The sequence below is a fragment of the Candidatus Thioglobus sp. NP1 genome, assembly GCF_003326015.1.
In the GTDB taxonomy this organism is placed as follows: domain Bacteria; phylum Pseudomonadota; class Gammaproteobacteria; order PS1; family Pseudothioglobaceae; genus Pseudothioglobus; species Pseudothioglobus singularis_A.
The window spans coordinates 334,727-349,203 of the sequence record NZ_CP023860.1 but is presented as its reverse complement, the minus strand read 5'-3'; the positions used below and the strand labels follow the sequence as shown (position 1 = coordinate 349,203).

The 14,477-nt window shown below is 35.9% G+C and carries 15 protein-coding genes and 1 tRNA gene; 3 read left to right on the top strand and 13 right to left on the bottom strand.

Annotation, left to right across the window (positions count from 1 at the left end; translation table 11 throughout):
• The first annotated feature begins 8 nt into the window (after positions 1-8).
• Positions 9-1,076 carry an agmatine deiminase family protein gene (locus tag CRN91_RS01820; protein ID WP_254424956.1) on the top strand — a complete coding sequence of 356 codons (1,068 nt, stop codon included), beginning with the start codon at positions 9-11 and terminating at the stop codon, positions 1,074-1,076.
• A 38-nt stretch (positions 1,077-1,114) separates the two neighbouring features.
• Here the strand turns inward: CRN91_RS01820 and CRN91_RS01815 are convergent, their stop codons facing one another.
• The 8 genes from CRN91_RS01815 to CRN91_RS01780 form a co-directional block, all read right to left on the bottom strand.
• Positions 1,115-1,573 (bottom strand): surface-adhesin E family protein, encoded by a 459-nt coding sequence (locus CRN91_RS01815; protein ID WP_114114750.1) that lies wholly within the window; start codon positions 1,571-1,573, stop codon positions 1,115-1,117.
• 7 nt (positions 1,574-1,580) lie between these two features.
• Entirely contained in the window at positions 1,581-1,883 is a 303-nt protein-coding gene (locus CRN91_RS01810; RefSeq protein ID WP_114114749.1) for a hypothetical protein, read from the bottom strand.
• Between the two features lie 20 nt (positions 1,884-1,903).
• Positions 1,904-2,932 (bottom strand): nuclear transport factor 2 family protein, encoded by a 1,029-nt coding sequence (locus CRN91_RS01805; RefSeq protein WP_114114748.1) that lies wholly within the window; start codon positions 2,930-2,932, stop codon positions 1,904-1,906.
• A gap of 209 nt (positions 2,933-3,141) precedes the next feature.
• Positions 3,142-3,495 (bottom strand): hypothetical protein, encoded by a 354-nt coding sequence (locus CRN91_RS01800; protein WP_114114747.1) that lies wholly within the window; start codon positions 3,493-3,495, stop codon positions 3,142-3,144.
• Between the two features lie 131 nt (positions 3,496-3,626).
• Complete coding sequence (locus tag CRN91_RS01795) at positions 3,627-4,727, bottom strand: GMP reductase (protein ID WP_114114746.1); 1,101 nt, start codon at positions 4,725-4,727, stop codon at positions 3,627-3,629.
• Positions 4,728-4,812: 85 nt separating this feature from the next.
• Entirely contained in the window at positions 4,813-6,639 is a 1,827-nt protein-coding gene (locus CRN91_RS01790) for an alginate lyase family protein (protein WP_114114745.1), read from the bottom strand.
• Positions 6,640-6,754: 115 nt separating this feature from the next.
• Entirely contained in the window at positions 6,755-7,486 is a 732-nt protein-coding gene (locus CRN91_RS01785; RefSeq protein ID WP_114114744.1) for a phytanoyl-CoA dioxygenase family protein, read from the bottom strand.
• 149 nt (positions 7,487-7,635) lie between these two features.
• On the bottom strand, positions 7,636-8,049 hold the full coding sequence (locus tag CRN91_RS01780) for an anthrone oxygenase family protein (RefSeq protein ID WP_254424955.1): 414 nt from the start codon (positions 8,047-8,049) through the stop codon (positions 7,636-7,638).
• A gap of 226 nt (positions 8,050-8,275) precedes the next feature.
• Here CRN91_RS01780 and CRN91_RS01775 point away from each other — a divergent pair, with 226 nt between their 5' ends.
• A complete protein-coding gene (locus CRN91_RS01775; RefSeq protein ID WP_254424954.1) occupies positions 8,276-8,560 on the top strand; it encodes a hypothetical protein in 285 nt (94 codons plus the stop codon).
• A 76-nt stretch (positions 8,561-8,636) separates the two neighbouring features.
• Here the strand turns inward: CRN91_RS01775 and CRN91_RS01770 are convergent, their stop codons facing one another.
• From CRN91_RS01770 to CRN91_RS01760, 3 genes are all read right to left on the bottom strand, one after another.
• A complete protein-coding gene (locus CRN91_RS01770; RefSeq protein WP_114114741.1) occupies positions 8,637-9,482 on the bottom strand; it encodes an alkaline phosphatase family protein in 846 nt (281 codons plus the stop codon).
• Between the two features lie 124 nt (positions 9,483-9,606).
• Positions 9,607-9,972 carry a hypothetical protein gene (locus CRN91_RS01765; RefSeq protein ID WP_114114740.1) on the bottom strand — a complete coding sequence of 122 codons (366 nt, stop codon included), beginning with the start codon at positions 9,970-9,972 and terminating at the stop codon, positions 9,607-9,609.
• A gap of 457 nt (positions 9,973-10,429) precedes the next feature.
• Positions 10,430-10,506, bottom strand: a tRNA-Met gene (locus CRN91_RS01760).
• Positions 10,507-10,649: 143 nt separating this feature from the next.
• Between CRN91_RS01760 and coaE the strand changes: the two genes are divergently transcribed.
• Complete coding sequence (coaE, locus tag CRN91_RS01755; protein WP_114114739.1) at positions 10,650-11,264, top strand: dephospho-CoA kinase; 615 nt, start codon at positions 10,650-10,652, stop codon at positions 11,262-11,264.
• Between the two features lie 25 nt (positions 11,265-11,289).
• Here coaE and CRN91_RS01750 read toward each other — a convergent pair whose 3' ends face one another.
• Both CRN91_RS01750 and CRN91_RS01745 read right to left on the bottom strand, forming a co-directional pair.
• Complete coding sequence (locus tag CRN91_RS01750; protein ID WP_114114738.1) at positions 11,290-13,824, bottom strand: ABC transporter permease; 2,535 nt, start codon at positions 13,822-13,824, stop codon at positions 11,290-11,292.
• Positions 13,808-14,473, bottom strand: coding sequence for an ABC transporter ATP-binding protein (locus CRN91_RS01745; protein ID WP_114114737.1), 666 nt, complete (start codon positions 14,471-14,473; stop codon positions 13,808-13,810). Before CRN91_RS01745 ends, CRN91_RS01750 begins: the two co-directional genes overlap by 17 nt.
• Between the last annotated feature and the right edge of the window lie 4 nt (positions 14,474-14,477).

Here is a 14,477-nt window from a genome sequence, read left to right as displayed (position 1 = left end):
TACTTTCAGTGATTGAGGTTAATACTTTCGCAAATGAAGTTAACAATACAACAAAACGTGTTCCAGCTGAATGGGAACCTCAAGAAGCAATTTGGATGCAATGGCCTGGTTATTGGGAAAAAGAATATGAACCAACCTTTGCAAAGATATCTGCGATTATTTCTCGTTATGAAAAACTACACATTTTATATAATTCTGAAAAAATTTATCTAGACGCGCGTAAAGCGTTAAATAACATAGGAGCAGACCCTCAAAATAATAATATCCAATGGCATGCAGTGCCTAACAATAATGCTTGGATGAGAGATAATGGTCCTATTTTTGTTTTAGAAGATAATGAGTTAAGAATTCAAAATTGGGATTTTAATGCATGGGGTGGTGCTTTTGGCTCAGACATTCCTTTTAGTTTGGACAACATGGTCCCGGACAAAGTTGGAGCGATACTTGATATGCCTGTTGATTACATAAACATAGTACATGAACGTGGCAACTTAGAGTTTAACGGATTAGATACAGTTATTACAAGTTGGAGCACCTTAGGTGATCCAAGTCGCAATTTGAACTACAATAAACAACAGGCAGAAAGTGACCTGAAGAAGCACTTTGGTGTAACAAATGTTATTTTCATTGAGGGTATTCCGGATGGAGACCTTACCAAAGGACATATTGATGGCATCGCCCGCTTTATAGGAGTAGGAACTGTTGTTGTAGTTCAATGTACATCTCGCTCTTTATGTCAACCAAATAGTAAAGATGCTGAGATTTATGATAATGCAGCAAAAGTAATTAAGAAGGCAGGGCTTAATGTAATAAGAGAGCCTATTGAGGGTTTTGTAAAATATAATAATCAAAAATTTGATACAAATTACATGAACTGGTTAGTTGGTAACGGATTTGTAATTGTGCCTGGCTTTGGGAATACTGAAACTGATATCTCAGCTAAATCTCGTATTGAAAATTACTTTCCAAATCGTGACGTATATTTAATTGAAATGTTAAGTTCTTGGGCGGCTGGTGGGGGAGTTCACTGCCATACAAATGATCAGCCTGCTAATCCAATCAAAAATAGTCTTTAACTTTATATAGTATGATTTTTTTAGGGAATTCTTGTATATTAAGTTTGCTCTTCACTTAATGTATTAATCTTAGTTTTATATTCAAGTTCCATTAGAAGATTAGTAATACTCTTTTCCCTTTCTTCAGGAGTTTCTTCAGCCAGTTTACAAACAACTCTTATAAATCTATAAATTCCTCTGTCTGGTGCTACATATAGCCACCCCTCATCTGGTTTAGTTGAAGTCAAATCTGCAGCACCCATTGGTTCATCATAAGAATCTAGTTGTAAAACATTTATAGCTTTAGTTTCACAATCAGTTTGTATATAAGCCTTTTGACTTGATGATGAATCAGATGCCATCATCCACCAATAAACATACCCGTCAGCTCTCAACTGAAGATTATCAAAATCAATGTATGTATTAGCTTTTTCATTAGTAGGTACTTGAATCCACTCACCATAAGAATTAAAGGAGAGCAATAAAGAGAAGATTAGTAGGAGTAGTTTTTTTTTCATATAATTATTAATTCATTCTTACTTCACCATCTCCTGTTTCCCAAACAACAGATGGCTCATTACCTTCATCTATTTCACCATCTTCAGTTAAGGTAAATTGGAAAATCTTTATGGGTTTCCAAGCATCAAATTCAAGCTCCCCATAATTCTGACTTGCAAAATCCTCTAGTTCAATTTGAATTTCCATATCTTCTTGAAGTGTATGGAATAATTCTTTTAGGTCAAGTGCGTCAATAATGATAGGCACATCTGCTTCTTCAATAGATTTTCCTTTACTACTTAATTTTAAAATAACTCCATACTTTGCCATAATTAATAACTCCACCAATATTATAAGTCCAACTTGATATCCACCGCCTCAAACACATCATAGTCAAGCTGCAACAACATATCGATAAGATCGACAAACACCCAATTCTCAACTAGCAGATCACCATCGCGGCGCCACCAGTCGGCAACACGAACTGCGAACAACTGTCCCGAAGCCTTCACTCCCAACCAGTCCTTTGTCAAATAACTTCCATGAGAAGGCCATCCACCGGATGCCACATAATTTCCTTCTGCAAATCTGGTGAAATGTCCTTTGACAGCTTTGTCTAGATCTGAGCCAGGTTCACCAGTTAAACCAGTTTCCCCTTTTCGGCGAGGATCAAAAACACTTTCGTAAGGCATTTGGAACCGAGCAAACCCATCAATACCGATATAACTTCCATAGCCAGCCGGTCCGTACCACATCATATTTTCATGCCAGTAGGGACGCCAAGCCTCATCTTTTGTGTAAAGGCACTTCAACATATCAAAGACCATATTGACGCTTTTTTTACTGTCAGCATCATCTTGTGGTGCCATCACCAGCCCATCACAAGTAATGGGGCCAGGAATAAAAAACTCTTCACCAATGCTTGGAACAGGCAGTGGCCAGCGATCAATCTGACGCATCAGGTCAATAATGTCAAAAAATAGATAGGATTCTAATGCCCGGCCATCTTCCATACGGTGAAATTCGCCAAATCGTATAAACACAATTTGTCCAGTTGCGGGAATCCCCATCCAGTCTTTCTTAAAGGTTCCAACAAGATGCCCATGGCCCGTCACCCAGTCACCGCCCTTAGCGTTGCCGGAAAAAAGTAATTCAGTACGGCGATAAAGATCAGGCATGGCATATAGCAAAGGTTCATATAATGACTCATACAAGCCAGAAAAACCATTGACAAAATTTATTGGTGCAGTGACATGAATGGCTGCATTATCACTATGGAATTCCTTACAGGCGTTGAATAGACCTCCACTTGCGTTGCTGCGAAATGTGTCACAATACTTCTTGTATGCCGCCTTATTGGCTTGGCGCGGATCAATCATAAGAATCCAAATTGATATATACTTTAAATTACCAATTATACAAATTTTATTATCACTTCATTAGAAACATATTTATTAGGTTAGAATAGTTGAAAGTCCAAATTTCGTTTGATGTGTGAGGGAGGGATTATTTATAGTTAACCGAGTTCAATGAGCCTCTCCCCATAACTTCAAAGTCAGTATATATATGCTAGGGATCTAATCTCATATTAAAAGAGTTTATTAAGTATTATGGATTTTTCTTCATCTAATGGCTCTATTTTAATTTGAGTGCCACCACTAGTGCTATAAATAGGTTTCTTGCCTCTTAATATTTTATTCATACTTTTAAGTTTATTTACTAGAATTGAACTGTTAATAATTGGCGCTTTATCTACTTTATTAAAACTACCATCAACACAATAATAGCTTTTCATAATAAACTCATCATCAATTCGAGTGTGGGGGGATTGATTATTCACCCTCTCACAACTTTGGTCATCATTCCACTCATCAAGATAGCCAGATGAAGAGATGGTTTTTAAACTGATAGATAGCAATAAAAGTAGGAGTATTTTCTTCATACTAGGATTTTATAAGAGCTTGAACCAAAGTCAAAATTTCGTTTGAGGTATTAGGGAGGGATTATATATATAAAGCCGATATCAATAGGCTACTCCCCCGTATCCTTCAAAGTCTGTATATGTATCCGAGATTAATTATTCTCATATACTCTGTTATGAGTGTCATAACAACGAATGAATGTAGTACATCTCATTAAGTGTTTGAGACGTTGAGCACCTGCGTAGGTACATGAACTTCTAATACCACCTAATATGTCCTGAATTGTTTTTGATACTTCACCTCGATATGGGACTAATACTTCACGACCTTCAGAGCTTCGATAATCTTTCAGTCCGCCAAAGTGTTTTACATTTGCTGCATCTGAACTCATGCCATAGAACTGAATAAATGACTTTTTTTCAGTCACATCAACTTCTTTTGTAATATATTCTTTAGTAATTATCTTACCACCACCCTCGTCATGTCCAGCTAACATTCCACCTAGCATTACAAAGTCAGATCCTCCTGCAAATGCTTTAACAACATCACCTGGTGAAGCACAACCACCATCAGCAATAATATGTCCGCCTAGTCCGTGGGCCGCATCGGCACATTCAATGACTGCTGATAATTGTGGATATCCAACACCAGTTTGAATACGAGTAGTACAAACACTTCCTGGTCCGATGCCGACTTTAACGATATCAGCACCATTTAGAATTAATTCTTCTGTCATTTCACCAGTGACTACATTGCCTGCAATGATTACTACATTCGGATATTGTTTTCTAAACTTTCTAACGAAGTTGCTAAAACGCTCACTATATCCATTTGCTACATCAATACAAACATACTTCAGATTGCCTTTATCAACTTGTTTGTATACTTCTTTGAACTTTGCTGAATCATTATCAGTAATACCAATACTCATTGCCACATGTTCACGTCTAAAATCATTCTTGGCATTAAAGTAATTAACGAGTTCGTCTACTGCTAGGGTCTTCACAAGACAGGTAAAAATTTGTTGTTTTGAAAGGATGTCTGCCATTTCAAATGTACCAACTCCATCCATATTAGAGGCCATAATTGGCACACCTCGATAATGTCGATAATCATCTATTGTGTCGCCTTTATAGTTGCGAAATTTAAAACCGCGTTCTAAGTCAACTTCCTTGCGAGAACCTAATGTGCTTCGTTTTGGTCTTATTAAAACATTGTTATAATCTAACTTTATATCTTCTTCGATTCTCATTTCTCAATTCCTTATTGTTTATAAACTTATTGGACAATCTGTTGCTTATGTTACACACTCCACCAAACAATATTCTTACTCTATCTTATTCAAGATTGTTATTACTAATAATTTCGATAACAACTTTATCTCCAAAATCGTTTTCCCCAGAGATCTTGCCATTATTTAAATTACCTTGTAAAGATGTGGCTGAAATCCCTCCTAAAGGCCAATATATAAGATCTCCTGAAATGGTAATTTGACCATTAGTTTTCCATCTAATTTTTAATTTATCTCTAACTGAACTATTTTTTAACTTACCTCCATCTGAGCTCGATGGCCAGAACCTTTCGCTGCTATGGATTTTGCCCTTACAATTGTCTGTGGCTAAAGTCAGTCTGTCCATTCCTTTATATTTAAGCTCCCAGTTTTCTTCTGGAATTGCCACATACCATTTGGCAATATATTCACTTCCACGAAGACTACTTTCTTTACAGTCAATAGCATCTTTTTCATCTTGGAGTTCAGCTTGTTTCTGAAGGAGCTCAACTTCGAGTTCAGCTTGCTTCTGAATGAGCTCAACATTGTTATTTTCTTCTATAATATTATTACCCAAATGAAGCATGTAGGGATGAACGCCAAAGTTTGGTGATTCATTAAAATTTGAACCCATGTAATTTTTTACATCAAAAGTATAAAGTTCTGGCATATATCGCTTAACAAATTTAGTATGGGCTTTTACAAATTCATTGTCACCATCTTCCCATCGATAAACATTTTGACCATTGTCACTTTTTTCATATTCTTCTTGTGATAAATTCTTTATCTGACTATAGGGAAGCCACATTGACCCAACATCATATTTTGCCCATTGAGCAGTCAGCTTAAAGTCTTTTAAAAATCTGTAATTAAAGCTTAAATACTCATGCACTTTTGCACCGCGAGGAAGCGTATGTTCAAGATAGTCATAGCCAACTGCATCATATATCTCTGCTAGTAAACTTGCATAGTATGTGTATTCCCAAGAGTAATTCAATGTATTTCCACCTCTAGAGGCGTGATTAATATTAATACCATCTTCATTAACAAAAGCATGCACCACATACATATCATCATGCCCTTTATCTAACAAAGTTTGATTTTCTAATCTAAAGCCCAGCATAATTTCACCCACTGCTACTTTCATTCGAATGTTGCCACAGTTATTTGTACCTGTATCTTTATGAAAGACACTGTTAATATTATTTATATCACAAGGCCTTGTTCCATAATTCATCACAGGAAACTTTTGCTCTATTAGCTTTTTAGTCATGTAAGAATCTACCTGTTTACGCTCATCTGGTGTGTACTCTATTTCGTCATACCAAAACGCATAAGACTGGGCAAATGTTCCGATCGTGGATGGTATATCATAGCCTGCAACATTGTAACCCCCAGACTTTGTAACAGGTATAACAAACATAGGATCTTTTGTAGCTGATGCCCACGTAAGTAATATGTCTGCTAATATTTGTGGATTGCTTGCCGCTAATCCATGAACATAAGCTTGACAATGAAACCATGCACGATGTGAATCTTCATCTGGATATGGATTTACATTTGTAATTCTATTTACACAATTCCATTCTTTATTTTTTTTAACTCGAAATCCATTTATTGGGACTTGTTTGGCATATTCTTTTAAAGCTTCAAAATCAGCAACGGGTTCCCAATCCTTCACAACTTTGATTTGTTTAAGTGTATCTGGTAATAGTCCATTGGACTTTGCACTTGAGGTTTCATAAGAAGAGGTTGTTGAACCTCCACAGTTGTATATAAAATAAGTACCATCAGCAGAAATACTCTTTACTGGCTCACTGCCATCAGGACAAGACCCAGCGAGACCTTGAGCTGAGAAAAAGGATAGAATTAAAAGTATGAATAGTCTCTTCATAATAGAATTATAGTTCAAAAGGAATTCAAATTTTGTTTGATGTGTGAGGGAGAGTGTATATATCTATCCGAAATGCAGAGAGGGGCTCCCCTATATAATTAAATTAGTAATTAGTTTAAATTGGAATCGCTTGATTTCTATCTAATCCTGTATTTGGGTCAATAATTGGCTCTGATGAATATTGAGCTAGATAAGCTGTTCTTGTTTTGGCTGATTGATTTGCTCCAGAGGCATGTGGAGTAAGGCTAGAAAATACCACTAGAGTTCCTGCAGAAACATGTAAAGTCTTTGCTTTAGTTTCATCAACCTCAATAAATAAGTCTTTTGATTTGTCTGACCATTGGTGAGTAAATACTTCTAAAGTGGTCTCTATATTTGTAGGAATAATCGACAAAGGTCCATTCAATGAATTGGTATCATCAAGCGCCAACCAAGTTGTCAAATAGGGTTTATGATCAAAATTTATGTATCCTGAATCTTGATGCCAATTAAAGCTTGACGGCGTGCTAGGCTCTTTCGTTACGAATTGTTCATTGAAAATAAATGCATCACCATCAAGTAACGTTGTAACTACTTCCTTTATACGATTGCTTTTAAGGTATTTCTGAATTGAAGGATAATATTTACTTTGATTTTTAGTAAATTTTCGACCAGCTTTTGAGATATCACCATAATGCTTATTGTCATATGATTGTTTTACTCTTCTCGATTCTTTATGAATTTCTTTAAAGATGCTATTGAGTGACTCTTTAAGCTCTAACAATACTCCTGAACTAACAAAATCTTCTAATACAAGAAAGCCTTGAGATTTGAATTCATTGACTTTTTGTTGTGTTAATTTTTGCATGATAAGATTTTATCTCATAAAAAGATTATAAGTCCAAATTGCGTCTGATGTGTGAGGGAGGGTTTATTCATGTGTAACTTTGTTCATTGACCTCATTCGACCATTACATCTCAAACCTTACATAAGGTTTTGAATTGCCATTACCAATTCTAACTTTGGATTATTTGGTGGTGAGCATTTACCGTAGCTTTGAATGCCAAGAGCGTAAAAAGGCAAGACACAGCAGATAGTGCAACTCGGACCCAATGTAAGTTGTACCAGAATTCAAGATTTACACGAGCCTCTTCTGGTGTAAATGATTGCGCAACAAACCCATTATTCATTGGTAAAAAGTAGACAGCAGATAGGCCAAGCCCGATCAAAGTTAGAACAAGCGCACAAAGCCAATAATTTCGAGCGAGCATAGTTTTCCGTGTGCTCCAGATAGCAACAATTATCGCAAGTAAGCTAGGTAAAAACGTTAAGGGCAGAGTCATCACAAGCAAATCAAATTTACCTGCGAAGTCATTCATGAATGCAACTGGCTCTAAGGTTAACCAGAAAGCCGCATGTACCACTCCCATATTGATTAAGTTACCCAGATAAGCACCTGATGTGATAATGGCAATCGCATAGATTGAGAAGCTTAGAACATTTAAATCCACATGTTTTGATCGAGCCATATTAGTCTCTCCTAAAAAAATAGAATTATATGTTAACTTAAATTAAAGTCCAAATTTCGTTTGATATGTGAGGGAGAGATTTTTTTGAGCTATAATTAAATTTTTTTAATAATAAGAAGGAATAAAAATGATACGTATGTTGGTGACAATTAATATTTCTAAGGGCTGGAAAACCTGGTCAGAGATGGCAAAAGGTCTTGAGCCTCAGATGAATGAGCAAGGTGCAAAGATGATTTGGGCAGGTACAAATCCAGATGAAACAGCTGTTTATGCATTAATCGAAGCGAAAGACCCATCATTTGTAAAATCATTTGGTGAGCGCGCTGATATTATAGAAATTAGAGAAGCAGCCGGTGCAGACGTTGCATCAACAACCGTTTTGACGCAAATAGATGAATACTACATGGGGTAGGATTACAAGTCCAAACTTCGTTTGATGTGTGAGGGAGGGTGTGTATATCTTTGATTGGAAAAAAAAATTATTTTTATTATGTCCACACGGGGGTGGATTGCATTGATTCAGGAATCGCAACGCCCATGCGTTGAAGTATACTGGGTGCAATGGCGGTTTGGTGAATCACATGATCTGGTGCTGGCCCTTGAACAGGATGGTTAGGGTTAGCAAAGTAGTAGATGGGAATGTCGCGCATGATGGCTTCGGTGCCACCATGGTGGCCCCGAGCGCTTTGGCCATGATCTGCGGTGATTATGACGTCATAACCTTGCTCTTGCCAGCGCGGGATAAAGTCGCCCAGAGCTGCGTCAATGGTATAACAATTTTTGTCTATTTGAATGGAATCAAAGCCATAATTATGACCTAAGCTGTCTAGGGTACAGGAGTGGAATAAAAAATAGTCCGGATGATGGCGTTGAATTACTAAACTCATTTGCCAGAACAGGTCAATGTCTGAAGGTGTTGCAGGCTGGGCTTTATTTTCTCCAGTCATGGTGTAAAAGCGGGCGTGTTGAATAGGCCGATTAATGTCGTCCACCTCCATGTCGCGCAGGTGATTAAATGGACTGGATTGAAAATAATCTGAAAAGAATGAATGGGCTACAGCTCCTGTGGTTCCACCTGCAGCTTTGACGGCACTAAAAATGTCAGCATTTTCCAGTCTGCCTTGATGGTAGTTAGAGGTCACACCATGGTCTTGGGGAGTGAGTCCCGTGTGAATGCTGGCGTAACATGGGCCAGACGCAGAGGGCAAGACTGATTGGCCTTGCCAAACCTTCGCATCTCCAGCCTCTACCCAACCTTCTAAATTTCCCATCAGCTTGCGCGCGTAAGAATAACCTAATCCATCTAAAATGAGCAAAATAACTTTATTTTTCATACTAGGATTGTATATCAACTTGAACTCAAGTCCAAATTTCGTTTGATGTGTGAGGGAGGGTGTAATTAAAAAAGGAGGTCAATCATGACCTCCTTTTGAATATTAAAATAGAATAAATTAATATTTAGGCGCGAGATTGTCTATAGAAAAGCACCATAAATACTACTAAGATTACACTCTGTAGCCAGAAACCAGCATCAGCAGGTATCGAGCCATTTACAACATGATAGATTGGCATCAAGAATAGAAAAAATTGAGCCCATATCAATGGCATAGTGGCAGTTTTAAGCTGGTCTTCAGATGTCCAGCTTGGAAGCATCCAGAACATATAACCTATGACCATCATCGCAGAGCCAAAATGTTCGGCCATTGTTGGAATTCCAACAGAAGCAACCCAGTCAGTTGGAAGAGGTCCAAGGCCAGATAGTAATACTAATCCAAAGAAAATATGAAAGCCACCAAAAATTTTATAAATCCTTGTTAATGTCATTTTTTAACTCCTAAGTTATTGTAAATATAAGGTATGTATTTTTTACAGTGAATACTATATATGTAAGAAAGGGCATTCAATAACTCTTTTTTTTTATATTATGATTTTTTTCATTCAGGAATTACAGCTCATTTAGAAATTCAAACTTCGTTTGATGTGTGAGTGAGGGTATATATATCTATCCGTTATCGCAATGAGCCTCCCCACCCGTACCTTCAAAGTCAGTATATATATGCGAAGGATGGTACTTTTTTCATAGTATTTATCTAAACCATCGGTTATATACACTTCAAACCAACGGTTATTAGTCACTATGTATTTAATTGTTATTATTTATATAATTATTTGAACTTAAGCGAAGTGTAGAAAAGGGGTGTTTTTTAGTCCTATTGTGTACTGAGTGTGTACTGGAGCAATATTTTGATTTAAGTGAAATGGCTTAAAGCCTTATAGGATATGGTGGTTATGGGTGGACTTGAACCACCGACCCCAGCATTATGAATGCTGTGCTCTAACCAGCTGAGCTACATAACCAAAAGAGCGCCTATTATCGAAATTTTTACTTGGAAAGTCAAGCTAAAAACCATAATTAAGAAATATATTAATATCATTCATATTGTATTCCCTAAATTTCAATATAAAATTTAAGTAACTACTATTATTTGAAATCAACCATAATGGTGAAAAAAATTCTTAAGGTGTCGCTAACTGGTGGCATAGCATCAGGCAAATCTCTTGTTAGTGACTTACTGGGAATCTATGGTTGCCATATTATTGATTTAGATGTTATTTCTCGAGAAGTTGTTCTCCCTGGCACAGAAGGACTTAATGAATTAATAGAGGTTTTTGGAGACTCTATTGTATTACCTAATGGTATGCTTAATCGGAAACACCTTAGGGATGAGCTTTATAAAAAAGGGCGCAATAGAGCTTTAATTGAAAAAATTTTACATCCAAAAATACTTCATAAAATGAATGCCGCTATGAATTCATGTCAAGAAGGAATCATGATTGTAGTAATTCCTTTACTAGTTGAGAAAAAATTATGGGAACCATTTGATAGAGCGATAGTAGTTGATTGTGAAATTGAAAATCAATTATCTCGCCTGATGTCTAGAGAGAAAATTAGTAAAGAAAAAGCTAAAATAATGTTGATGGCTCAAGCCACTCGTGAAGAGCGCCTTCAACTAGAAAACCATCTTCCTACTGATATTATTGAGAATAATTCTAAGATAAGTGATTTAAAGATTATGGTTAAAGAGCTTAATCAAAAATTACTTTCACTCCTGTAAATTTTAGATTACCCAAATATATTAGTTACTCATTACGAATCAATGGGTAGACCTTCGGGCTAAAAATACTTCTATTAGCCAATAGAATTAAAACAAATGATACTAAAGCAGTTGATACAATAATCCAAAGTGTTAATCCAAAATCAAACTGCCATGTAAGCTGTAAAGCTTTTTCTACAACAAGGTAAGAACTTATAGTTGCAACAGAAACAGCAAAAAATATTAAGGTGCCATATATAAATGCAAATTCCATTGTCATGGCCTTGAGTATAGTTGGAAAGTCTACACCCACAATCTTATATATTAGGTTGTTGTATCTTCTAAATGTTGTTTGAACAAGAACTGCACTGACGATAACTATTAGGCCAATAATAATTACAATCAAAGATATGGCCGTAACTGCTATAAATATTTTATTTAATACTTCGCTTATCTGAGACAAGATCCTATCAATCCTTATTGCTGATACATTTGGGAATTTTTCAACAACCATTGACAAAATTTCATCAGATGGGAGCTCTGACTTTAATGTTCCAACATTCTCATAAGGGAGTTTATTAGCAAAGGCTTTATTAATAATTATGGCAAAGTTAATGGAAATATCTCGATAGTCAACCTCTCTAAAGTTCTTAATAGTACCAGTAACATCTCGACCTAATATATTCAACACTATCTTATCATTAATCTTCATGCCTAGATCATATGCAGCCCTACTATCCATAGAGATAAACATTTCATTCTCATTGCCAGGCTGCCACCACTCTCCCTCAATAATAGGATTGTCTGGCTGTGGCTTTTCAGCCCAAGAAATTCGTCTGTCACCCCTTACAACCCAGGCAGATCTATTATTATTCGAAACAACTTCCTCAATGGGAATTCCATTTAATGAGATAAATGAGGCACTAGCCATTGGACTAAATTCGAGCTCTGCATTAGGATCAATATCCATAATAAAAGATTCAAGAGCAGGCTGAATATCTTTATCAATGCTAACAAAAAATAAATCTGGTGCCATTGCTGGAATGCTGTCTGATATTTCTTTTTTTAAATTATTTGCAACAAAACTTAGAGTAAGCAATAGGGTTAAGCCAATCCCTAAAGAGATTGTCATAATTGGTGCAAGAGATTTTTTTGCTACAATATTTCTATAAGCTATCCTATAGCTGTTGTTAGAAAATTTATAGAAGTGCTTAATGAATAAGATTAATAATTTTGACACGCCATAAAAAATAAGCATGGTTACAAAAAAAGATACAAAGTATAAAACTGTATAAAACTTCTGATCAGTTTGATTGACAAAATAGGCCATCAAAATAACTACCAAAATACTCAACAAAAGAATATTCTTTAAGGAGAAATTTAAGCTTACAGGATTAAAAGTATTTCGAAATAAAGAGGCTGCTTTAATTTCGCTAATTGAATATAGAGAGGGTATAGAGAAAATTAGTACTACTAAAAAACCAATAAAAAAAATGTTAAGATATCCTAGATAACTAAACGCAGGCTGTAAATCTATGCCAAGTGACTCTGGTAGAAACTCATTAGCCAATAATGGACTAAAGACACCTATGAAATAAGCAAAGATTGAAGTTAAAACTAGGATCAACATAATCTCATAAAAATACATTATTTGAATAAAGTCAGAGGAGAATCCAATCGATTTTTTCACGGCTATACTTGTATTACTTTGATTAACAAACGAAAGAAGTGTATTGCTAATTCCAATACCAGCAATCACCATTGCACTGACAGAGACTAAGTTTAAAAAATTTGAAAAGTTATCAATCACACTACTCAGACGTCGCCCACTCTGCCCAGGAAGACGAGTCTTAATTTTGTCATCATAAGAAATAATAGAATTTACTAACGCTTCTTGCTTCTTAGGCTCATTTGAATTATTAAATTTAAGTCTATACTTGTGATCAAGAAAACTCCCTCCTGAACTAAGTCCAAATTGCTCATAACTATCCATACTAATAATCGCAAATTCACCGAAAACAGCACTTTCAGCTAGGTCTGGAACTGAAGAAACTAATCCAGCGACTTTAAATTCTTGTCCCATTATTACAATATCATCGCCAACACTTATATTTAGAAGATTCTTAATACTCTCATTAATTAAGACAGCTGGTTTTTGAGTATTTAAAAATATTTGATTTGCCACACCCTCAGGTATTGTTTCAATCTGGCCATAGAGTGGGTAATTATTATCAACTGCCCTGAGTTCTGTAAATACTGGCGACTCCCCTTGCTTTGAAAGCATCGTTGCAAATTCAATAGAAGCACTGACTTCTCCAAGATCTTTGAACTTCTTAATAATGCTCCCAGGAAGTGGATCTATATCACTATCAACCTGGATATCTCCACCTAGAAGCTCTTTTGAATTATTTGTAATTTCACTATTCAAAGATTCTTTCACAGAAAAGGTTAATGAAAGAAGTAATAAACTAACGAAAAGAGTTGATGTTACAACCCATAGTTTTTTATAACTTCTTGAGAAGTCTCTTAAGGCATACTTATTAATTAATTTGAACTGTTGAAAATCAAACAATCTGGCCATCCCTTATTTCAATAATACGATCACATCGATCAGCCACTGAATTATCATGAGTTACCATGATAAGTGAGGTTTTACTTTTTTTTGTATAGTCAAAAAGTAAGTCGATCATACTTTCTGAGTTTGCACTGTCTAAATTACCGGTTGGCTCATCAGCCAAAATAATCTTAGGCTTGTTGATTAGAGCTCTCGCTATTGCTACTCTTTGTTGCTCACCTCCAGATAACTCACCTGGAAGATGATGAATACGGTGCGAAAGCCCAAATTCACCAAGAAGCTCCTCAGCATCTTGTTCTCGATTATATTGATGATTTGCCTCAAGAGACAATAGAACATTTTCAATAGCAGTAAGATTTGGAATTAAGTAAAAAGATTGAAAGACAATGCCAATATTTTTTCTTCTAACTTCTGATAGTTCATTCTCTTTTAACCCAACTATTTCGTGATCATTAATTTTAATAGATCCTGTTGATGCAGTTTCAAGCCCAGAGGCTAGCATAATAATTGAAGTTTTTCCTGAGCCACTTGGCCCAACAATAGAAACAACCTCCTCACTATCAATTGAGAAACTGATACTCTTTAAAACTTCAACAATGTCATTTTTATTGCCGTAATTTAAGGAAACATTATTGAACTTGATGGCTGCACTCATTTCA